The sequence below is a fragment of the Serratia grimesii NBRC 13537 genome (genome assembly GCF_001590905.1).
GTDB lineage: Bacteria > Pseudomonadota > Gammaproteobacteria > Enterobacterales > Enterobacteriaceae > Serratia > Serratia grimesii.
This window is the reverse complement of the sequence record NZ_BCTT01000019.1, coordinates 36,166-55,826: the sequence shown is the minus strand read 5'-3', so window position 1 is coordinate 55,826 and position 19,661 is coordinate 36,166. Positions and strand designations below refer to the sequence as shown.

The following is a 19,661-nucleotide window of genomic DNA, read 5'->3' as shown; positions in this document are numbered from 1 at the left end:
GCGAAATATGTTCACTCAAGCATGGCAGGTGGGGCTGGATATACAAAGCAACTGCGTTCGCGCGCTGGCGGCTCAGCGACGTCGTCATGGCTGGCAACTGCGTCACTGGTGGCAACAAACGCTGCCGCAACCGGTGCTGCGTGAAGGTTGTCTGGTAGAGACCGAGGCATTGATTCATGTACTGCGACAATGGCGAATTCAGTTACCAAGACATATTTCCTTACGCATTGCTCTGCCCGCACAACGGGTTTTACAACACCTCTTACCGTTGCCGGATGCCAGGTTAAAAGAGCCTGCGCGCGGCGACTACATCACCAGTCAGGGGCTCAAACAGTTCCCGCTGGACAGCCAAACCCTGGCGCTGGACTACCGCTGTTCACCATCAGACCCTACCGCGTTGCTGCTCACTGCTGCACGTCAGCAAGAATTGCAGCAGTGGCTGCATTGCCTGCAACAGGCCAATCTGCAGCCACAGGTGGTTGATATCACTCCTTGTGCACTGCGCACGATGGCGGCAGCGGCAGGGCTACCGGCCAATGCCGGTCTGCTGCATCGCCTCGACCAAGAATTGCTGTGGTCGGCCCCACGCCGTGCGGCCTATGGCCTTGTGCCGATAGGGTCAGCGGACGGTGTGAGCCTGGCTCTGGCGGCAATGCGTGCGGCCTGCCCATCGCACGATGAACATCAGATTTACTATAGCAGCGTAACAGATGAGCAAACGCCATCGGGGTGCTTGCCTTGGTCGCCGTTCAGTGCCTTCAGCCAACTACGTCCCCCCTTACCCGCATTGCCAGCGGCATTCGTCTTGGCGGGTGGCCTGGCGCTGCGTGGAGAGGACTGCTGATGTATCAGGTGAATCTTATGCCCTGGCGCGTTCAGGTTCAGCGTCGGCGTGGTGCCTTTTGGTTGCGAATGTTGGTGCTGCAATTGGTGCTCATGCTGGCTGTGTTGATGGTGGTTTTTGGTCTGCTAAGTCAGCAACAGGCGCAGCGGCACGAGGCACTGTTGGTGTTGGTCCGCCAGCAAGCGGAACTGACCGACCGTCATCAGCAATTACAACAGGCGATGGCGCGTCTGGCCCGTTTAACCGCGCTGGCGGAACAGTACGATAAGAACCAGGTATATAACCGACGTTATCTGCAGTTATTACAGCAATTCTCAACGCTATTACCCCCGCCATTGTGGCTTATTGCGCTTGAAGCTAATGCGCAAAGCGTCAGTCTGCGGGGGCTTAGCCGCCGTTATGAAGCGGTGGTTCAGTTTGAGCAGCAATTGGCGACAGTGTCATTATTGCAGAGCTACCGTCTGGCCGAAGTGGTGCGGCGGCAGGATGGCCTATTTTCATTTGCGTTGGTCGCGCAATGGAACCGAGATGAATAAGCCGCTGCCACGTTGGATGGCGAGATGGTTAGGCTTGCCGGGGCGTGCGCTGCTGGGGATACAGGGTCTCATGTTTAGTGGACTGGCTCTGCTGTTTGGCCTGTTACTGCAAGGGAAATGGCAGCAGTTGGAACAGACCGTGGCGGAGCATCAATTGCTCACACAACGTATTGAACTGTTATCAGAACAAGTGGCGCGTATGCCAACGCTTAAAGCGGTGAACCAAAATCTACAACAGATCGCACAGCGACCCGCCACCAAGGGGGATTTGATGACGGTATTGCAACGCGTCGGCGCGGGGCTGCAACGCTGGCAGCAACATGAAGGCTCATCGCAGCAAATGCTGAGGCTGCATCTCAATTACGGCAGGTTATTAATACTGCTGGAGAATTTACCTGCCCAATTACGCCTTGCTCAAATGTCCGTCGAAGCGCAGGCGGGAGGTCTCACTACGGATTTTACTTTCCAGGATGCGGTGTTGGCAGAGGCTACGGCGGTAAATATCAATGAATAAACGCAGTGGTTACTGGCTGTTATTACTGCCGTTGGGGTTGATGGCACAGCCGCGAGATCCCTTTAGCCCCTTGCCAATACCTGGTTGTGTGTCAGCGACCGAATCATTGGTGGGTTGGAAATTGAAGGGGACCCTCGGACAAGGAGCGTTACGGCATGCCTGGGTTATCACCCCCACTGGGCAGTGGCTGCGGCTGGCTCCTCACCAAACCTTGCTTGCTGGGCGTTGGCAGGTAGAGCAGGTACAGGCAAAACGATTGACGCTGAAACGGGAAGAGGGTGACGGGGATACAGAGTGCCCTGCTGCTGAGAATACGGCGGTGTTGGTGCTGGGAACCCCTCATAAGGAAGAAAAAGAATGAAAGGATGCCGCTGGTTGGGGATGTTGCTATGGGGCGTAGCCATTACTGGTTCAGCACAGGACCAAGACCCTATTTCATTGGAGTTTCAGGATGCGCCGGTTACCGTCGTGTTGCAGGCGTTGGCAGATTATCGGCAATTGAATGTGGTGACTGCTGTGGGTGTAGAGGGCAATCTGACGCTGAGGCTGGATAACGTACCCTGGCAGCAGGCATTGGCCGTGATCCTGCGTATGGGGAAGTTGTCGATGACTCTAGAGGGCAATGTCATGATGGTGCACCCTGAACTGAATGAACAGGAAAAACAGAGGCAACAACAAGCCTTGGCACAAAAACAGCCACTGCATAGCGTGACTCTGCCGTTGAGCCATGCTGATGCCACCGAGGTTGCCGCAAGCCTGAATGCCCAGGGCCGTATGTTACTGAGTGAGCGCGGTAGCGTGGTGGCGGACAAGCGCACCAATGCGGTATTGGTTCGCGATACTGCATCGGTCGTGGCGTTGTTAACGCAGCGGATTGCGGAAATGGATGCGCCGTTGGCACAGGTCCAACTAGCGGCGCATGTTGTCACCATCAATAGCGAGAGTTTGCGTGAGCTTGGTGTGCGTTGGGGACTGGCACCGGATGAAAGGCCAGCGAAATCGTGGCAGATGAATGGCTTTAATGTAAGTTTGCCGCTGGAACGTAGTGCACTCAGTGCCGGTTTTCACTTGGCTCGGATCGGTGGGCGCCTGCTGGATTTGGAGCTGATGGCGCTGGAACAGGAAAACCGGGTGGAAATCATCGCCAGTCCACGCTTACTGACGGCGAACTTGCAAACGGCCAGCATCAAACAAGGGACGGAAATTCCTTACGAGGTGAGCAGTGGCTCCACCGGCTCGACGTCTATGGAGTTCAAAGAGGCGGTTTTGGGCATGGAAGTCACGCCGAAAATTTTACCCAATGGGCGAATCACCTTGGCATTGCATATCAGTCAGAACATGCCTGGACGCTCGATCAGTCGTGCAGCAGGCGAGACACTGGCAATAGATAAACAGGAGATTAAAACCCAAGTGACGCTAAAGGACGGGGAAACCGTGGTTTTAGGCGGTATTTTTCAACGTCATAGTGCTCAAGGTGCGGACAAAGTGCCGGGGATGGGTGATGTGCCACTACTGGGATCCTTGTTTAAACAAAGCAGCAAACAGCATAAAAGGCGCGAGCTGGTGATATTTATTACTCCGACATTGATTAAGGCCTGAGCGGCAAGGTCCCAGGTTTGGTAGAAATCGCCTAAAGTTGATGAGCAGATGCACTTTTTTATCACCTTGGGGGCATCTGCGTTTGACGCTGCGACCGATTTAGCTTACAAGGGTTACCGAATTGAGCACCGAGGTTTTTTGTTAGCGCCAAGACGCCGTTAAAAACGTATGGTTTCCCTCCTGCGGCGTGGATTGCGATTTATTCGGTTGCCAAACTACCAAGAGTGTTGAGATAATTTTCCGTCTGATCTCGCACTATCGTTCATGAGGTTTCAGTTTAGGTCCCGCCGCTGATTTGATTGGCGGGGCGGGTTAACATTAACGAATTGTCTTAGTAATACCGAAAAACATGGCAGAGAAACGCAATATCTTTCTGGTTGGGCCTATGGGTGCCGGCAAAAGCACTATTGGCCGTCAGTTAGCTCAGCAACTCAATATGGAGTTTTTCGACTCCGATCAAGAAATTGAGCGACGTACCGGAGCTGACGTGGGCTGGGTATTCGACGTGGAAGGTGAAGAAGGTTTCCGCGATCGTGAAGAAAAAGTCATTAATGAACTGACGGAAAAGCAAGGCATCGTGCTGGCTACCGGCGGTGGTTCGGTTAAATCGCGTGAAACGCGTAACCGTCTGTCGGCGCGTGGCGTGGTGGTGTACCTGGAAACCACTATCGAGAAGCAGTTAGCCCGTACTCAGCGCGACAAAAAGCGTCCGCTGTTGCAGGTTGATTCTCCTCCGCGTGAAGTGCTTGAAGCGCTGGCGAAAGAGCGCAATCCGTTATACGAAGAAATTGCAGATGTCACCATCCGCACCGACGATCAAAGCGCCAAAGTGGTTGCCAACCAGATTATCAACATGCTGGAAAGTAACTGATTGCGGTTTCCGTGTTAGCCACGGCAAATGCGGAAAGACTGATTGTGTTCCCCGCGGTAGCGGGGATAAACCACATTGAGAACTGAGCGCGACATGGAGAGAATTACCGTAACGCTTGGGGAGCGCAGCTACCCGATTACCATAGCCGCCGGATTGTTTAACGATCCGGCTTCTTTTATGCCGCTGAAGTCAGGTGAACAGGTCATGCTGGTCACCAACCAAACCCTGGCACCACTCTATCTGGACCACGTCCGGAAGGTGCTGGAGCAGGCTGGCGTCATGGTGGATCAGGTGATTTTACCTGATGGCGAACAGTATAAATCCCTTGCCGTGCTTGAGCAGGTGTTCTCGGCACTGTTGGAAAAGCCGCACGGTCGTGATACCACGCTAATCGCCCTCGGGGGCGGCGTGGTTGGCGATCTTACCGGCTTTGCCGCCGCTTGTTATCAGCGCGGTGTCCGCTTTATCCAGGTTCCTACCACGCTGCTGTCGCAGGTGGACTCTTCTGTTGGCGGCAAAACCGCCGTCAATCATCCGCTCGGTAAAAACATGATCGGCGCGTTCTATCAACCGGCTTCTGTGGTGGTTGATTTGGATTGCCTGAAAACCTTACCGGCGCGTGAACTCTCCTCTGGTCTGGCTGAAGTGATCAAGTACGGGATTATTCTCGATCGCGATTTCTTTGTCTGGCTGGAAAACAATATCGATGCATTGATGGCGTTGGATATGCAGGCGCTCGCCTATTGTATCCGCCGTTGTTGCGAGCTGAAGGCCGAGGTGGTTGCCGCTGATGAACGCGAAAGCGGTCTGCGCGCGTTGCTGAATCTGGGCCATACTTACGGCCATGCGATCGAAGCCGAAATGGGCTATGGTGTATGGTTGCACGGGGAAGCTGTTGCTGCCGGTATGGTGATGGCAGCGGAAACTGCGCACCGTCTCGGTCAGTTCACTACCGACGATATTGAACGTATTAAAGCACTGTTGTTGCGCGCTGGTTTGCCGGTGTGTGGCCCGCAGGAAATGGCGCCGGAATCTTATCTGCCGCATATGATGCGTGATAAGAAGGTACTGGCCGGTGAATTGCGCCTGGTACTGCCGACGGCTATTGGCCAGGCGGAGGTCCGTGGCGGAGTGGGGCATGAAATGGTGCTTGCTTCGATCGCAGCTTGCCTTCCTGAACGGAATGCCTAAGTAAATCGGACGAAGTAACAGTGGCTTAGCCGCCGTTTACATCTATATTAATTAATGTGCAAAGCATGACTGGCGTCACTTTGCCATCATCGGGTTAATCTGCCCGTGCCACAGTAGGTCTACAGTGGTGGGCTTTTGCCTCTAGTTGGAGGGTTTCAGATGGATGAGTTTAAACCGGAAGACGATCTCAGACCTGATAGCAGCGATCGTCGTCCTGCACGTTCGCGTAAACCGGCTCCGGGACCACGTTTTGCTGTTTCGCGTCAGCATTTAATGATTGGTATCGGTATTCTGGTGTTGCTGTTGCTGATTATCGGTATTGGTTCAGCGCTAAAGGCGCCAACCAAGCATGAGGCGGCACAGGAAGGAGCGCAGAATGGCGCAGCCAAGGACATTAACCTGTCTGGTTCGTCGTCACTGACTGCCGGTAATACCGGTGTGCCAGGCGGCACCACTGACACCAATGACAATAACGGCGTGAGCAGCACTTCTCAGCCGCAGACGGTCAACGTTCCACCCATTTCCAGTACGCCGACGGAAGCGCAACCGCAGCCACAGCAGGGCGGCGCGCAACAGCGTGTTGATCTGCCAGGCAATATGTCGGATGCACTGTCAGCGCAGCAGGGCCAGGTTGATGCGGCGACGCAGGGCATGAGCGGCCCGGTGTCCACGCTGCCTACAGCACCAGCTACCCTGATGAACGGGGCTGCGGCGAAAGAAGCCACGCGTCCAGTGCAGGGCACCGCACCACAACAACATAAAGTACCGGCGAAAAACGTCAGTAAGCCAGCGGCTACGGCTACGCAGCATAAAACACCAACCACGGTGTATACGCCAGCGCCAGCATCTTCCAGCAAAGCGGGTGCAGCGAGTGCGAAAGCGGGAACAGTAAGCGGCAATGGCGGCTCACTTCAGTCTGCACCGGCAAGCCATTACACTCTACAACTGAGCAGCGCCTCGCGTTCCGATACGCTTAACGCGTACGCCAAGCAGCAGAAGTTGCAGCATTACCTGGTGTATTCAACCCAGCGTAATGGCAAACCTTGGTATGTACTGGTAAGCGGTAACTACGCCTCTTCAGCAGAAGCGAAGCGCGCAATCGCGACGTTGCCTGCGGATGTTCAGGCGAAAAAACCTTGGGTTCGGCCTGTAGGTCAGGTTCAACAGGATCTGAAAAAGTAACCCGATAGATTTCAAGCTGCAGCCAGGCGGTAAGAGCAGAAATTTCAGGCATTATAAGGGCGCAGCATGCTGCGCCCGTGTTAATCGGCGCGTACATATTCGCCCGTAACAGATGACTGAAGTGGCCTGCGGACAGGTCGAATAACTGTGCGTGGCCAATGATGCTGCGGCTTGAAGGATGAAGGGTATCAATCACTTAAATTTGTGCGCTGATGTGCTGTCTGAAACAGAGTACAATCCGCCGCTCTGAATTGTATAATAAGTAGCTAATTGACGGCATGAAGAAAAACCGCGCTTTTTTAAAATGGGCTGGTGGAAAATACCCGCTGGTGGACGAGATTCGTCGTCATCTACCAGCAGGCGACTGCTTAATCGAGCCCTTCGTGGGTGCGGGTTCAGTCTTCCTGAACACAGAATACGACGCCTATATTCTCGCCGACATCAACAGCGATCTTATTAATCTGTATAACATCGTTAAGCTACGTACGGATGACTTCGTGCGTGATGCCCGCCTTCTTTTCACCGATGAATTCAATAAGTCGGATCAGTTTTACCTGCTGCGCGCAGAGTTTAATACTAGTAGCGATCCTTATCGCCGCGCACTGCTGTTTCTTTATCTGAATCGCCACTGTTACAACGGTTTGTGCCGATATAACCTGCGTGGGGAGTTCAACGTTCCATTCGGACGTTACAAGAAACCGTACTTCCCTGAGGAAGAGTTATATTGGTTCGCTGAAAAATCCCGCAACGCCACTTTTGTCTGTGAGCATTACCGCGATACCATGGCAAAAGCTGAGCGCGGTACAGTGGTGTACTGCGATCCGCCTTATGCGCCATTATCGGCGACGGCGAATTTTACCGCTTACCACACTAACAGCTTCAGCATGGCGGATCAGCAGAGCCTGGCGTTGATGGCGCATCAGCTTTCGGTAGAAAGCCAAGTGCCTGTATTGATTTCCAATCATGATACCGAGTTGACGCGTGACTGGTACCAGCATGCTTCGTTGTTCGTGGTGAAAGCACGCCGTACCATCAGCAGAAATATTCTTGGTCGCAGCAAAGTGAATGAGCTTTTGGCGCTGTATCGCTAAGCCGGGAACTCCCCGGCGTATTTACCCTATGGATTTCGAGTTGCAGCCAACAGTGTTGTAGCTTGAAAAGCGAGGGGTATAACGATTCGAACCCTACGTTTGGAGAGAGCGGATGAAAAAATTTTTGATTGCCCCGTCCATCTTGTCAGCAGACTTCGCCCGCTTGGGTGAAGATACTGCTAATGTGCTGGCCGCAGGCGGTGATGTAGTGCACTTTGACGTGATGGATAACCATTACGTTCCCAATCTAACGATTGGGCCGATGGTTTGTCAGGCGCTGCGTAACTACGGCATTACCGCACCTATTGACGTGCATTTGATGGTGAAACCGGTCGATCGCATTGTGCCGGACTTTGCCGCAGCGGGTGCCACTTACATCTCTTTCCATCCGGAAGCCTCCGAACACGTCGATCGTACGATCCAACTGATTAAAGAGCACGGCTGTAAAGCCGGTCTGGTCTTTAACCCAGCAACGCCGCTGAGTTACCTTGATTACGTGATGGACAAAGTCGACGTGATTCTGCTGATGTCGGTCAACCCTGGTTTTGGCGGTCAGTCGTTTATTCACGGCACACTGGATAAACTGCGTCAGGTGCGCAAATTGATTGACGAAAGCGGCCGAGATATCCGACTGGAAGTGGATGGTGGCGTTAAAGTCGATAATATTGCCGAGATTGCTGCGGCAGGCGCAGACATGTTTGTCGCCGGCTCCGCTATCTTTGGTAAGCCGGACTACCGCCGGGTAATTGATGAAATGCGCAGTGAATTGGCAAAGGTGACGCATGGCTGATTTCGGCGCGATCCGTGCTCTCGCCTTTGATCTCGATGGCACGCTGGTTGACAGCGCGCCAGGGCTTGCAGCCGCTATCGATTTGGCGTTAGCAGAAATGGGTCTGCCGCAGGCTGGTGAAGCACGAGTTGGCACCTGGATTGGTAATGGCGCCGACGTGCTGGTGCAACGTGCACTGCGTTGGGCTGAAGTTGACGCAACACCCGAACATTGCCTGCAACTGCGCGAACGTTTTGATCATTTCTATGCACAAACGGTCGACAGCGGTAGCCGCCTGTTTCCACAGGTAAAGGAAACGCTGGCACGCTTAGCCACACAAGGCTATCCAATGGCATTAGTGACGAATAAACCGACGCCGTTTGTTGCGCCGTTATTGACCTCATTGGGCATTATCGATTATTTCTCGCTGATTATCGGCGGTGACGATGTGGTAGAGAAAAAGCCACACCCTGCACCGCTGTATCTGGTACTCGGCAAGCTTGGCGTCCGCGCCAACGAGCTGCTTTTTGTCGGCGATTCCCGTAACGATATTCAGGCTGCACAGGGTGCAGGCTGTCCAAGTGCTGCGTTGACTTACGGTTATAACTACGGCGAAGAGATTGCCCTGAGCCATCCCGACCGTGTGTTGGAGCGCTTTGCCGACTTGTTGCCCGCTCTTGGGCTGTCATCTTTAGAGAATCAGGAAATTTAAACATGAGTAAGCCCATCGTATTTAGCGGCGCGCAACCGTCCGGTGAACTGACCATTGGCAACTACATGGGTGCGCTGCGTCAGTGGGAGAAAATGCAGGACGATTACGACTGCATCTACTGCATCGTCGATCTGCACGCCATCACCGTACGTCAGGACGCAGACAAGCTGCGCAAGGCTACGCTGGATACGCTGGCGCTGTATCTGGCTTGCGGTATTGATCCGCAAAAGAGCACTATCTTCGTGCAGTCGCATGTACCGGAACACACCCAACTGAGCTGGGTGTTGAATTGCTACACCTATTTCGGCGAACTGAGCCGTATGACCCAGTTCAAGGACAAATCCACCCGTTATGCGGAGAACATCAACGCCGGCCTGTTCAGCTACCCGGTGCTGATGGCTGCGGATATCTTGCTGTATCAAACTAACCAGGTGCCGGTCGGTGAAGACCAAAAGCAACACCTGGAGTTGAGCCGTGATATCGGTCAGCGTTTCAATGCGTTATACGGTGACGTGTTCAAAGTGCCTGAACCCTTCATTCCGAAGTCTGGCGCCCGCGTGATGTCGCTGCAAGAGCCGACCAAGAAGATGTCCAAGTCGGACGATAACCGCAATAACGTTATCGGCCTGTTGGAAGACCCGAAAGCGGTGATGAAGAAGATCAAACGTGCGATGACCGATTCCGAAGAGCCACCGGTAGTCCGTTATGACGTGGCGAACAAGGCAGGGGTATCTAACCTGTTGGATATCCTTTCCGGCGTGACCGGCAAAAGCATCGCTCAGTTGGAAGCCGAGTTTGAAGGCCAGATGTATGGCCACTTGAAAGGCGCTGTCGCTGAAGCGGTATCCGGCATGTTGGGTGAACTGCAGGAGCGTTATCACCGTTTCCGCAACGACGAAGCTTTGTTGCAGCAGGTCATGCGTGACGGTGCGGCTAAAGCGCGTGCACGTGCGCAGGAAACACTGGCGAAGGTTTATCAGGCCGTCGGGTTTGTATCACCGCAGTAACACGTCGATTTATAAAAAAGCGGCCATCGGCCGCTTTTTTTACGTCTGTATCAGGCCATTTGGGCCAGTTGCTGTGGAGCCTCCTGACTGGAGAACCAGTTCAGCTTACTGCGCAGGCTTACCACGCTGCCGACAATGATTAAACTTGGGCTGGCAGCTTGTAAGGCCAGCGTCCCCAGTTGGCTCAATTCCCCTTCGATCACCCGTTGGCGACAGGAAGTTCCGTTCTCAACCAGCGCTACTGGGGTTGTGGCAGGCATGCCATGTTCGATCAGTTGCTGTTGAATGTCTGCCGCCTGAGTCAGACCCATATAAAACACGAGCGTCTGTTGTCCGGCAGCCAGTGTTGACCAGTCCAGTCCGCCGTCACGTTTGGCGTGGCCTGTCACCAACCGTACGCTTTGCGCATGGTCGCGATGAGTAAGAGGGATACCACTGTAAGCCGAGCAGCCAGAGGCAGCAGTAATACCCGGTACCACCGAGAACGGAATATTCGCTTCGGCCAGCGTTTCCAGTTCTTCACCACCACGTCCAAAGATAAACGGGTCACCGCCTTTCAGCCGTACAACACGTTTACCAAGCTGTGCTTGCTCCAGCAGGATCTGATTGATTTGTTCCTGCGGTACGCAGTGGTGACCCGCACGCTTACCAACAAAAATACGTTCGGCATCGCGGCGTACCAGCGTCATGACATCATCAGAGACCAGTCGATCATAAACCACCACGTCAGCCTGCTGGATTTGCTGCAGGCCTTTCAGCGTCAGCAAACCGGCATCGCCAGGGCCGGCCCCCACCAGTACTACTTCGCCGCATTCTTGCGGTTGATGGCTAAACAACTGCTCAATCTGCCTCTCTGCCAGTGCTACGTCATTATTGGCCAGTGATTGTGCGAGTCGATCATGGGCAAACAGCTTTTCCCAAAAACGACGGCGTGAACCGATGTCGCTGAAGTGCTTTTTCACACGCTGACGCAATGAACCGCCCAGTTGCGCCAGTTTACCCAGATGCTGAGGCAGGACCGCTTCCAGTTTTTCACGCAGCAGACGCGCCAGTACTGGCGCTTTGCCGCCGGAGGACACGGCGACCATAATCGGTGAACGATCGATAATCGACGGCATGATAAAACTGGCGCGTTTAGGATCATCCACAACATTGCAGAACACCCGCTGTTGGTTGGCGCATTGGTACACTAATGCGTTAACCTCGACCCGATCGGTCGCGGCGATCACCAGCCATTTCTCTGCCAGCAGCGCTGCACTGAACTCACCTTCTGACAGCGTAATCCGTCCTTGCGCGGCCCATTCGTGGAACTGCGGAGTGAAGGTATAAGCGTTGACGGTCAGTGCTGCTCCGGCATCCAGCAGCAGGCGAGCTTTGCGTTCGGCAACTTCACCACCACCGACCAGCAGGCAGGCTTTGTGTTGCAGTTGGCAGAAAATTGGCAGGTAGTCCATCGGCAATCCTCGGGGCAATCAGCAGAGGGGCGCAAGGCGCCCCAAAAATATTACGCGGTCTGGCGTGTTGCGGTTTTTTCGGCTTGAGGCCGTTCGGCACGCGGTGTGGCATACCAGTAACCCAGGCCCATCAGTACAGAGCCGGACACAATATTACCCAGTGTTACCCACAGCAGATTATGGCCGATTCCGCTCAGGGTATAGGCTTCACTGTGATGGCCGAACCAGGACAGGGCAAACAGTGTCATATTGGCGACGGAGTGCTCATAACCGGACGCGATAAAGGCCAGCAGGCACCACCAAATGGCGATGAATTTGGCGGCGCCTTCAACACGGATCGCCATCCAAATCGCGAGACAGACCAGCCAGTTACACAGCACACCCTTAAAGAATAATACCTCTGCAGGCGCGGTGGTTTTTGCCAACGCAGCGGTATGCACCAGACTGGTGTCTACTGGCAGCAGGCTGCCACCGCCGTAGTAGTACATCAGAGCGACCAGCACCGATCCCAACAGATTACCCAGCCAGGTTTGTGGCAATACTGCCCACATCTGACTTTGGCGTATGGTGCCGGCCTTGACGCCGAGCGTCAGGAACATGGTATGACCGGTGAACAACTCCGATCCGGCAATGATCACCAGCGTCAGTGCGATGCCGAAGGTGGCCCCCATCACCAGTGGTCGCAGTGACGGATCGACCAGATTACCGAGAGTGAAGATCAAAATGATGCCGAGGCCGACATAGGCCCCGGCCATCGCTGAGCTAATCCAAAAGCCCAGCGGGCTGTGCTTTGCCAGCCTGACGATGCGCGCTGCGTTGGCGGCGCATTTGTTGATGGTATCGGTGAACATGCTGCTTCCCCTGAGGTTAAAGTGAAAATATCAGGCCGCGACCTGTACCATGCCATCCAGAACCCGACTGGTGAAATGCGCGACGGAGCGGCTTTCATCTTCCAGACAGTAACCGTCGTGCAGGCGGAAATGTTGTTTTTTTAGTGGGCTGGCGACCCACAGTTCACCTTGATGCTCGGCGATCAGGCCACGTGATAACACGCTGGCCTGGGCGAAGGGATCAATATTGCTGATCGCAAAGACCTGTTCGTCATCGTAAGGACGGAATACCGCCACCTGCTGGTTACCGATCAGGGCACATACACCGGTACCGGGTAAGATATCGGTAAGGGCGCAAAGGGTTGTCCACTGGCTCATGCGTTGTTCTCCTCAGCTTCCAGCAAAGTGACAGGAATACGCTCATCCGGACGCGCTGGCCGATGCTGTTCACGCTCGGCAACCACTTGCACATTCGGATCGCGCAGGTTGCTGTTGATGAAGTGGGCGAAGCGGACTTGGGATTCCGGATGCTCAACGGTTTCTTTCCACTCGCAGACCACTGCATCACGCAGGCGGGCGATCTCGGCTTCCAGTTGGTCGTTGATGCCCAGTTTGTCGTCAATAATCACCTTCCGCAGATAGTCGATACCGCCTTCCAGGCTTTCCAGCCATACCGAGGTGCGTTGCAGCTTATCGGCGGTGCGGATATAGAACATCATGAAGCGATCGAGGTAGTGCTCTAGCGTTTCGCTGTCGAGATCTGCGGCCAGCAGGTCGGCGTGGCGTGGTTTCATCCCGCCGTTACCGCACACGTACAGGTTCCAGCCGTTTTCGGTCGCGATAATGCCGACGTCTTTACCCTGAGCCTCGGAGCATTCACGGGTGCAGCCGGAAACACCAAACTTCATTTTGTGCGGGGTACGGATGCCTTTGTAGCGGTGTTCCAGCTTGACGCCAAAACCGACGCTGTCACCGACGCCAAAGCGGCACCAGGTACTGCCGACGCAGGTTTTGGACATGCGCAGCGCCTTGGCGTAGGCGTGGCCGGTTTCAAAACCGGCGGCAATCAGTTTGCTCCAGATGGCCGGCAGGTCATCTTTCTGGGCGCCGAACATGCCGATGCGTTGGGAGCCGGTCAGCTTGGTGTACAGATTATATTCCTTGGCGATCTGGCCAACGACCATCAACCCTTCCGGTGTAATTTCGCCGCCGGGGGAGCGTGGGATCACCGAGTAGGTGCCGTCTTTCTGGATATTGCCGAGGAAGTTGTCGTTGGTGTCCTGCAACGGTGTGTGTTGTGGTTTGAGTATGTATTCATTCCAACAGGAAGCCAGCAGGGAGCCGACGGTCGGTTTACAGACTTCACACCCGTAACCCTTGCCATATTTGGTGAGCAGTTCATCGAAGGACTTGATGCCTTCGACGCGGATCAGGTGGTACAGCTCCTGGCGTGAATAGGCGAAGTGTTCGCACAGGTGGTGATTAACCTCGATGCCCTGTTTGCTCAGTTCTGCGTTCAGCACTTGGGTGATCAGTGGAATACAGCCGCCACATCCAGTACCGGCTTTGGTCTCTGACTTGATTGCTGCAACGGTATGGCAACCCATGCCGACGGCTTTAATGATATCGCCTTTGCTGACGTCGAAGCAGGAACAGATTTGTGCCGTTTCCGGCAGTGAGTCGACACCGATAGCCGGTTTGCTGCCCGCATGCGCTGGCAGGATCAGACCGTCTGGATTTTCCGGCAGTTCGATGGCGTTAAGCGTTAACTGGAGCAAATTACCATAATCGCTGGTGTCGCCGACCAGGACGGCACCAAGCAGGGTTTTGTTGTCGGCACTGACCACAATGCGTTTATAAACTTCTTTGCTTTCATCCAGATAAACATAGCTGCGGGCGCCTTCGGTACGGCCGTGGGCATCACCGATACCGCCAACGTCGACACCCAGCAGTTTCAGCTTGGCGCTCATGTCGGCACCCAGGAAGGTGTTTTCACGGCCCAGTAAATGGTCGGCCACGACCTGCGCCATTTTATAGCCCGGCGCTACCAGACCGAAGGTGCGCTCACGCCATGAGGCGCATTCGCCGATGGCGTAAACGTCCGGATCTGAGGTCTGGCAACTGTCGTTAATCACGATGCCGCCACGGCGGGCGGTAGCCAGACCGCACTGGTGGGCCAGCTTGTCCTGGGCGCGGATGCCGGTGGAGAAGACGATAAAGTCCACTTCCAGCGCAGTGCCGTCGGCGAACTGCATGGTTTTACGTGCGTGTTCACCGCCGTTGACGATTTCCTGGGTGTTTTTACCGGTATGGACTTTGACGCCCATGCGTTCGATCTTGCGGCGTAGCTGATCGCCGCCCATTGGATCGAGCTGTTCAGCCATCAGCACGGGGGCGAATTCAATGACGTGAGTTTCAACCCCCAGACTTTTCAGCGCACCAGCGGCCTCCAGCCCCAACAGGCCACCACCGACCACCGCGCCGCGTTTGCTGCGACGTGCGCAAGCTTCGATGGCGTTCAAATCTTCAATGGTACGGTAAACGAAGCAGTCCTGACTTTCCGAGCCTTTAATCGGCGGGATCCAGGGGTATGAACCGGTCGCCATGATCAGTTTGTCGTAGTACACCGTGCGGCCGGTATTGGAGTGAATGACTTTCTCGCTGCGGTTGATGGTGATAGCGCGTTCACCGACCAGTACTTTCACGCCCTGTTTCTCATAAAAGCCTTCGCGCACCAGTGAAAGCTCTTCGGCAGTATGGTGGGAGAAATAAGAAGACAAGTGCACGCGATCGTAGGCGATGCGGGGTTCTTCGCAAAATACAGTGATGTCGAACTGGTCTTTGTCTGCTTTTTCCAACAGATCTTCGATAAATCGGTGGCCGACCATGCCGTTACCGATGACAGCAAGTTTGACTCTGCTCATTATTGCCTCAAAATTCTGGTTTCCTAGCGTTACCTTATTCCTCCCTACGGGCGATTTATTGATGCAAATCAAGCGTCCCTCCATATACCTCTAATGTGGTATATGGATGATTTTTATCGATATTTCATAAGTTGCGGTTTTTATTCACCTTTAGCTGAAACGAGCCAGTCAACGCGATAAATACGCATTCGGGAGTAACAGACAGCGTAATAAACGCCCGGTAGCTTTGTCTGTATGATTCGCTGCCAGTATGATGAGTAAAACGGGTTGAAACAGCAGAGGTGAAGGGTGTCCAAGAATCCATTGAAGTTTATCGACAACCTGCGTCTGAGTGGGCATGAAGGGTTGTGGCAGTTGGCTATCGAGCATGGGCGCATCGCGCATCTCGTTCCCCAGCCGGAAGGGCTGGAGTGGCGAAACGATGTGCTGGATGCGCAGGGTGGGTTAGCGATGCCGGCATTTGTTGAGCCGCACATTCACTTGGATACCACCCAAACTGCCGGACAGCCAACCTGGAACCAGTCTGGCACCCTGTTTGAAGGCATTGAGCGTTGGGCAGAGCGCAAGGCGCTGCTAACCCATGAAGATGTTAAGCAACGCGCCTGGCAGACACTCAAATGGCAGATCGCCAATGGTGTGCAATATGTACGTACTCACGTAGACGTCTCTGATCCAACCCTGACCGCGTTACGTGCGATGCTGGAAGTGAAACAAGAGGTTGCGCCTTGGGTGACGCTGCAAATCGTCGCCTTCCCTCAAGAGGGCATTATGTCCTACCCCAACGGTGAGGCACTGTTGGAAGAAGCACTGCGGCTGGGAGCCGACGTGGTAGGCGCTATTCCACACTTTGAGTTCACCCGTGAATACGGGGTGGAGTCCTTGCACAAGGCGTTTGCCCTGGCGCAAAAGTACGATCGGCTGGTAGACGTACATTGTGACGAGATTGATGATGAGCAGTCGCGTTTTGTTGAAACCGTCGCCGCACTGGCGCTGAAGTTGGGGATGGGGAGTAGGGTGACGGCCAGTCACACCACGGCGATGCACTCTTACAATGGTGCTTACACGTCGCGGTTATTCCGTCTGTTGAAAATGTCCGGCATTAACTTTGTTGCGAATCCGCTGGTGAATATCCACCTGCAAGGACGCTTCGACAGCTACCCTAAACGGCGTGGCATTACCCGGGTTAAGGAGATGCTGGAAGCGGAGATCAACGTCTGCTTTGGTCATGACGATGTGTTCGATCCTTGGTATCCGCTGGGTACCGCCAATATGCTGCAGGTGCTGCATATGGGGTTGCATGTGTGTCAACTGATGGGGTATGGCCAGATCGACGACGGGTTGAAATTGATAACCAGCCACAGTGCACGGACTTTACATCTGACGGATTACGGCTTGGCGGCAGGCAACAGCGCCAATCTGGTAATTTTGCCTGCAGAAAGCGGTTTTGATGCCGTGCGTAGGCAGACGCCAGTACGCTATTCGATACGCGAAGGGGCGGTGATTGCCGAAACCCGGCCCGCGGAAACGACGTTGTATCTGACGCAGGATGAGAAGGTGGATTTCCGGCGCTAAGGTGCAGCAGGTCGTATAAAAAAGGGCGCCGAGGCGCCCTTTTCACATCACGATAGCAGATTAGTGCGTCACGTGGCCGTGGCTGCGGTGCTTGGTCACGAAACCGAGCAGCAGACACATCACGAATACCGCCAGGTACAGGCCGTTAGCGGTAGTCAGCGCTGCGTGTGCACCACCTTTCGCTACAATCGGGCCAGTGACCACGAAGGTCAGCATGGTACCGATGGTACCGCAGGTCAGGATGAAGTTAACCAGTTTCGGTGAGGAAACCTTGGTCTGCAACGAGCCCAGAGTGATCAACGTGGTATAGATCGCACTTGAAACGAAGCCCAGAGCCATAATGTAGTAGCCCAGGTGTTCCGGGTTGTCGGTGCTGACGAACAGATACATCGCACCGGTCGCCAACGCAGCCAGAATGGTGACGATGCGCTGCAAATCAAAGAAGCGCAGGATAAAGCTGAACACCCACATACCAACCATGTACGACGTCCAGAAATCACTCACCAGTTTACCGGCCTGGCTGATATCCATCCCGAAGGACTTGGTGGCGTATTCCGGTACCCACTGAATGAAACCGAGCTGACCGAGGATGTAGCACAGTGCGGCGATCGACAGGAACAACACGCCGATACCCCATTTCTCTTTCGCTACCGGCTGACCCGCGTCGGCGCCTTTATTGCCCAGAACCGGGAACTCGGAGAACAGGGTTAGCACAAAGATACCCACGTACAGCAGGCCGATACACGCGTACACCCAGTACCAACCGATCTGACGCGCCAACAGCATTGCGGCGACAATCGGGAAGATCATCCCAGCCATACTGAAGAAGGAGTCAGTGAACAGCAGACGTGAACCGCGTTGACGGCCCGCGTACATATGGGTGATCAAGAAGGTGCCTATCGACATGGTGATACCGCTGACCACACCAAGGATAAACATGCATAACGAGAACATGGTTAAGCTTTTGCTCACCATCAGTCCTGCGACAGCCAATACCATCAGGATAAAGCCAAACATCAGTTGGCGTTTCAGCGGGATAATTTCCATCAGCCAGGCATTGAGGAAGATCGAAATCAAAATACCGGCGTTAAGAAAGGTAAACGTATTACTCATGCTGGAAACCGGCAGATTAAAGTACTCTGCAATGTTTCCCATCACCATCCCTGTGACGATAACTAAAGCACCGGTCAGCGCGTAAGAAAAATAGCTGATCCAGGTAAGCCGTAGACGGTTGCTGTCATTCATTATATAGGCCTGATTATGTCTGTTAGGATTACTCCCGCCGCCTTTCAAATCGCAGTGTTGTTACCTACATTAACTCCCCCAGTCACTTACCTAAGTAAGCTTCGATGAGTGAGCTAGGCACTTTGCTGCAATTTGAAATTCATAGGGTATAACACTGGGTAAAGGCCGCTGGTTTTTCCTGGCAAAAGCAGAGAAAAGTCCCGATCAGGCCACCAGGGAGCGGATCCTAGCACAGACAACGGGAGTTTTTGTGATGGCTGTCGATTTTTTGATGCAATCAATGAAAGCTACTGAGGTTTTTTTGTGATCTATTTGCTTGCCGTCACGATCGAGTCACGGCTGATGACGATCGGCGAGAAGCTGATGCTGGTTGTGGTCGGGTCAATCAACAGACGCGCGGCGTACTGTGCCATTTCGGTAATTGGAAAATGCACGCTGGTCAGCGCAGGCCGTACGAAGGGGGCGCGTTCACCGCTGTCGTAACAAATTAACGAAATATCTTGCGGGACTCGCAGGCGGTGCTCGTTGATCGCCAGCAGCGCACCGATGGCCATCTCTTCGTTGCAGCAATAGATTGCGGTAGGCGTCGTTTTCATTTGCAGCAGTTGGTCGGCGCAACGATACCCGCTTTCAAGATCGTATAGCCCTTCGACGCAGGCGACGGGTTTGATATGTGCAGACTGCATCGCTTGTTCAAAACCATCGAGTCGCAGTCGGCTGGAAGGGCGGTCGCGCGGGCCGCTGATGCAGGCGATGTGCCGGTGACCGGCATCGATCAACTGCTGTGTTGCCATTCGGCTGGCGCGTGGATGATCGAAGGTGACGCAACGCTCTTCCAGGCCGGGAACCAGACGATCGAGTAGCACAAAGCGGCGTTGTTCCGTCGCTAATTGACGCAGTTGGTCATCACTGAGGAAACGGACATGAAGGATCACGCCATCACAGCGTAGGCTGAACAGTCGCTGAATTGCCTGCCATTCGTTTTCTGCACTGCTACGACCCTGGGTCACAAGCAGTTGCTTGCCGTGAGATTCGGCTTCGGTTTGGACACAGTCCATGAGTGCGCCGAAGAAACCACCGCGATACGAGGTGGTGACAAGTCCCAGAGTATTACTGTGGCTGGAAGCCAATGCACGGGCGGCAGGATTGGGGGTATAGCCGAGTTGAGCTACAGCACGCTCAACCTTCTCGCGGGTTTGCCCTTTAACGTTGGTATCGCCATTCACTACGCGTGACACCGTGGCGCGTGACACGCCTGCCAAGGCTGCGACATCTTCCAGTGTCACCATCATCTGACTCCTGATTACAGCAAAAAACGGG

The 19,661-nt window shown here is 54.3% G+C and carries 19 protein-coding genes; 13 read left to right on the top strand and 6 right to left on the bottom strand.

All coding sequences use genetic code 11. From position 1 onward, the window contains the following. Positions 1-7: 7 nt before the first annotated feature. The 12 genes from pilM (at position 8) to trpS (ending at position 10,316) form a co-directional block, all read left to right on the top strand. The gene (gene pilM / locus SGR01S_RS21200) at positions 8-844 is read left to right on the top strand and encodes a type IV pilus biogenesis protein PilM (protein ID WP_061808508.1); all 837 of its coding nucleotides are present in this window, start codon (positions 8-10) and stop codon (positions 842-844) included. Continuing rightward, positions 844-1,380: a PilN domain-containing protein gene (locus SGR01S_RS21195; protein ID WP_061808507.1), complete on the top strand. Its 537-nt coding sequence runs from the start codon at positions 844-846 to the stop codon at positions 1,378-1,380. Before pilM ends, SGR01S_RS21195 begins: the two co-directional genes overlap by 1 nt. After that, positions 1,373-1,894 (top strand): hypothetical protein, encoded by a 522-nt coding sequence (locus tag SGR01S_RS21190; RefSeq protein WP_061808506.1) that lies wholly within the window; start codon positions 1,373-1,375, stop codon positions 1,892-1,894. The genes SGR01S_RS21195 and SGR01S_RS21190 overlap by 8 nt, the downstream gene beginning before the upstream one ends. Next, the gene (locus SGR01S_RS21185) at positions 1,887-2,255 is read left to right on the top strand and encodes a DNA utilization family protein (protein ID WP_061808505.1); all 369 of its coding nucleotides are present in this window, start codon (positions 1,887-1,889) and stop codon (positions 2,253-2,255) included. Before SGR01S_RS21190 ends, SGR01S_RS21185 begins: the two co-directional genes overlap by 8 nt. Further along, on the top strand, positions 2,252-3,493 hold the full coding sequence (gene hofQ, locus SGR01S_RS21180; RefSeq protein WP_073963491.1) for a DNA uptake porin HofQ: 1,242 nt from the start codon (positions 2,252-2,254) through the stop codon (positions 3,491-3,493). The genes SGR01S_RS21185 and hofQ overlap by 4 nt, the downstream gene beginning before the upstream one ends. A 349-nt stretch (positions 3,494-3,842) precedes the next feature. Beyond that, positions 3,843-4,364, top strand: coding sequence for a shikimate kinase AroK (gene aroK, locus SGR01S_RS21175; protein WP_004391482.1), 522 nt, complete (start codon positions 3,843-3,845; stop codon positions 4,362-4,364). Between the two features lie 93 nt (positions 4,365-4,457). Further along, entirely contained in the window at positions 4,458-5,555 is a 1,098-nt protein-coding gene (aroB, locus tag SGR01S_RS21170) for a 3-dehydroquinate synthase (protein WP_061808504.1), read from the top strand. 159 nt (positions 5,556-5,714) lie between these two features. Then, on the top strand, positions 5,715-6,737 hold the full coding sequence (locus tag SGR01S_RS21165; protein WP_037426166.1) for an SPOR domain-containing protein: 1,023 nt from the start codon (positions 5,715-5,717) through the stop codon (positions 6,735-6,737). 278 nt (positions 6,738-7,015) lie between these two features. Next, on the top strand, positions 7,016-7,828 hold the full coding sequence (gene dam, locus SGR01S_RS21160) for an adenine-specific DNA-methyltransferase (RefSeq protein ID WP_037426176.1): 813 nt from the start codon (positions 7,016-7,018) through the stop codon (positions 7,826-7,828). Positions 7,829-7,940: 112 nt separating this feature from the next. Beyond that, positions 7,941-8,618, top strand: coding sequence for a ribulose-phosphate 3-epimerase (gene rpe / locus SGR01S_RS21155; RefSeq protein WP_037426178.1), 678 nt, complete (start codon positions 7,941-7,943; stop codon positions 8,616-8,618). Further along, a complete protein-coding gene (locus SGR01S_RS21150) occupies positions 8,611-9,309 on the top strand; it encodes a phosphoglycolate phosphatase (protein ID WP_037426180.1) in 699 nt (232 codons plus the stop codon). The genes rpe and SGR01S_RS21150 overlap by 8 nt, the downstream gene beginning before the upstream one ends. A gap of 2 nt (positions 9,310-9,311) precedes the next feature. Beyond that, positions 9,312-10,316 carry a tryptophan--tRNA ligase gene (gene trpS / locus SGR01S_RS21145; protein ID WP_037426182.1) on the top strand — a complete coding sequence of 335 codons (1,005 nt, stop codon included), beginning with the start codon at positions 9,312-9,314 and terminating at the stop codon, positions 10,314-10,316. A gap of 50 nt (positions 10,317-10,366) precedes the next feature. Here trpS and cysG read toward each other — a convergent pair whose 3' ends face one another. The 4 genes from cysG to nirB are packed head-to-tail and all read right to left on the bottom strand — an operon-like array spanning position 10,367 to position 15,524. Further along, positions 10,367-11,770, bottom strand: a complete 1,404-nt coding sequence (gene cysG, locus SGR01S_RS21140; protein WP_061808503.1) for a siroheme synthase CysG — start codon at positions 11,768-11,770, stop codon at positions 10,367-10,369. A gap of 50 nt (positions 11,771-11,820) precedes the next feature. Next, positions 11,821-12,621 carry a nitrite transporter NirC gene (gene nirC, locus SGR01S_RS21135; protein WP_037426187.1) on the bottom strand — a complete coding sequence of 267 codons (801 nt, stop codon included), beginning with the start codon at positions 12,619-12,621 and terminating at the stop codon, positions 11,821-11,823. Positions 12,622-12,651: 30 nt separating this feature from the next. Beyond that, positions 12,652-12,978 carry a nitrite reductase small subunit NirD gene (gene nirD, locus SGR01S_RS21130; RefSeq protein WP_061808502.1) on the bottom strand — a complete coding sequence of 109 codons (327 nt, stop codon included), beginning with the start codon at positions 12,976-12,978 and terminating at the stop codon, positions 12,652-12,654. Next, on the bottom strand, positions 12,975-15,524 hold the full coding sequence (nirB, locus tag SGR01S_RS21125; RefSeq protein WP_061808501.1) for a nitrite reductase large subunit NirB: 2,550 nt from the start codon (positions 15,522-15,524) through the stop codon (positions 12,975-12,977). Before nirB ends, nirD begins: the two co-directional genes overlap by 4 nt. Before the next feature lie 303 nt (positions 15,525-15,827). Between nirB and SGR01S_RS21120 the strand changes: the two genes are divergently transcribed. Next, entirely contained in the window at positions 15,828-17,096 is a 1,269-nt protein-coding gene (locus tag SGR01S_RS21120; RefSeq protein ID WP_370452819.1) for a cytosine deaminase, read from the top strand. Positions 17,097-17,156: 60 nt separating this feature from the next. Here SGR01S_RS21120 and tsgA read toward each other — a convergent pair whose 3' ends face one another. Next, a complete protein-coding gene (gene tsgA, locus SGR01S_RS21115) occupies positions 17,157-18,341 on the bottom strand; it encodes an MFS transporter TsgA (protein ID WP_037424992.1) in 1,185 nt (394 codons plus the stop codon). A 308-nt stretch (positions 18,342-18,649) separates the two neighbouring features. Beyond that, positions 18,650-19,630: a LacI family DNA-binding transcriptional regulator gene (locus SGR01S_RS21110; RefSeq protein ID WP_061808567.1), complete on the bottom strand. Its 981-nt coding sequence runs from the start codon at positions 19,628-19,630 to the stop codon at positions 18,650-18,652. Between the last annotated feature and the right edge of the window lie 31 nt (positions 19,631-19,661).

Coding starts and splice junctions, on each gene's coding strand:
- tsgA (WP_037424992.1), bottom strand. CDS start 18,341: ATGAATGACAGCAACCGTCTACGGCTTACCTGGATCAGCTATTTTTCT.
- dam (WP_037426176.1), top strand. CDS start 7,016: ATGAAGAAAAACCGCGCTTTTTTAAAATGGGCTGGTGGAAAATACCCG.
- trpS (WP_037426182.1), top strand. CDS start 9,312: ATGAGTAAGCCCATCGTATTTAGCGGCGCGCAACCGTCCGGTGAACTG.
- SGR01S_RS21110 (WP_061808567.1), bottom strand. CDS start 19,630: ATGGTGACACTGGAAGATGTCGCAGCCTTGGCAGGCGTGTCACGCGCC.
- SGR01S_RS21190 (WP_061808506.1), top strand. CDS start 1,373: ATGAATAAGCCGCTGCCACGTTGGATGGCGAGATGGTTAGGCTTGCCG.
- nirD (WP_061808502.1), bottom strand. CDS start 12,978: ATGAGCCAGTGGACAACCCTTTGCGCCCTTACCGATATCTTACCCGGT.
- nirC (WP_037426187.1), bottom strand. CDS start 12,621: ATGTTCACCGATACCATCAACAAATGCGCCGCCAACGCAGCGCGCATC.
- aroB (WP_061808504.1), top strand. CDS start 4,458: ATGGAGAGAATTACCGTAACGCTTGGGGAGCGCAGCTACCCGATTACC.
- hofQ (WP_073963491.1), top strand. CDS start 2,252: ATGAAAGGATGCCGCTGGTTGGGGATGTTGCTATGGGGCGTAGCCATT.
- rpe (WP_037426178.1), top strand. CDS start 7,941: ATGAAAAAATTTTTGATTGCCCCGTCCATCTTGTCAGCAGACTTCGCC.
- SGR01S_RS21195 (WP_061808507.1), top strand. CDS start 844: ATGTATCAGGTGAATCTTATGCCCTGGCGCGTTCAGGTTCAGCGTCGG.
- SGR01S_RS21185 (WP_061808505.1), top strand. CDS start 1,887: ATGAATAAACGCAGTGGTTACTGGCTGTTATTACTGCCGTTGGGGTTG.
- SGR01S_RS21150 (WP_037426180.1), top strand. CDS start 8,611: ATGGCTGATTTCGGCGCGATCCGTGCTCTCGCCTTTGATCTCGATGGC.
- cysG (WP_061808503.1), bottom strand. CDS start 11,770: ATGGACTACCTGCCAATTTTCTGCCAACTGCAACACAAAGCCTGCCTG.
- aroK (WP_004391482.1), top strand. CDS start 3,843: ATGGCAGAGAAACGCAATATCTTTCTGGTTGGGCCTATGGGTGCCGGC.
- nirB (WP_061808501.1), bottom strand. CDS start 15,524: ATGAGCAGAGTCAAACTTGCTGTCATCGGTAACGGCATGGTCGGCCAC.
- pilM (WP_061808508.1), top strand. CDS start 8: ATGTTCACTCAAGCATGGCAGGTGGGGCTGGATATACAAAGCAACTGC.
- SGR01S_RS21165 (WP_037426166.1), top strand. CDS start 5,715: ATGGATGAGTTTAAACCGGAAGACGATCTCAGACCTGATAGCAGCGAT.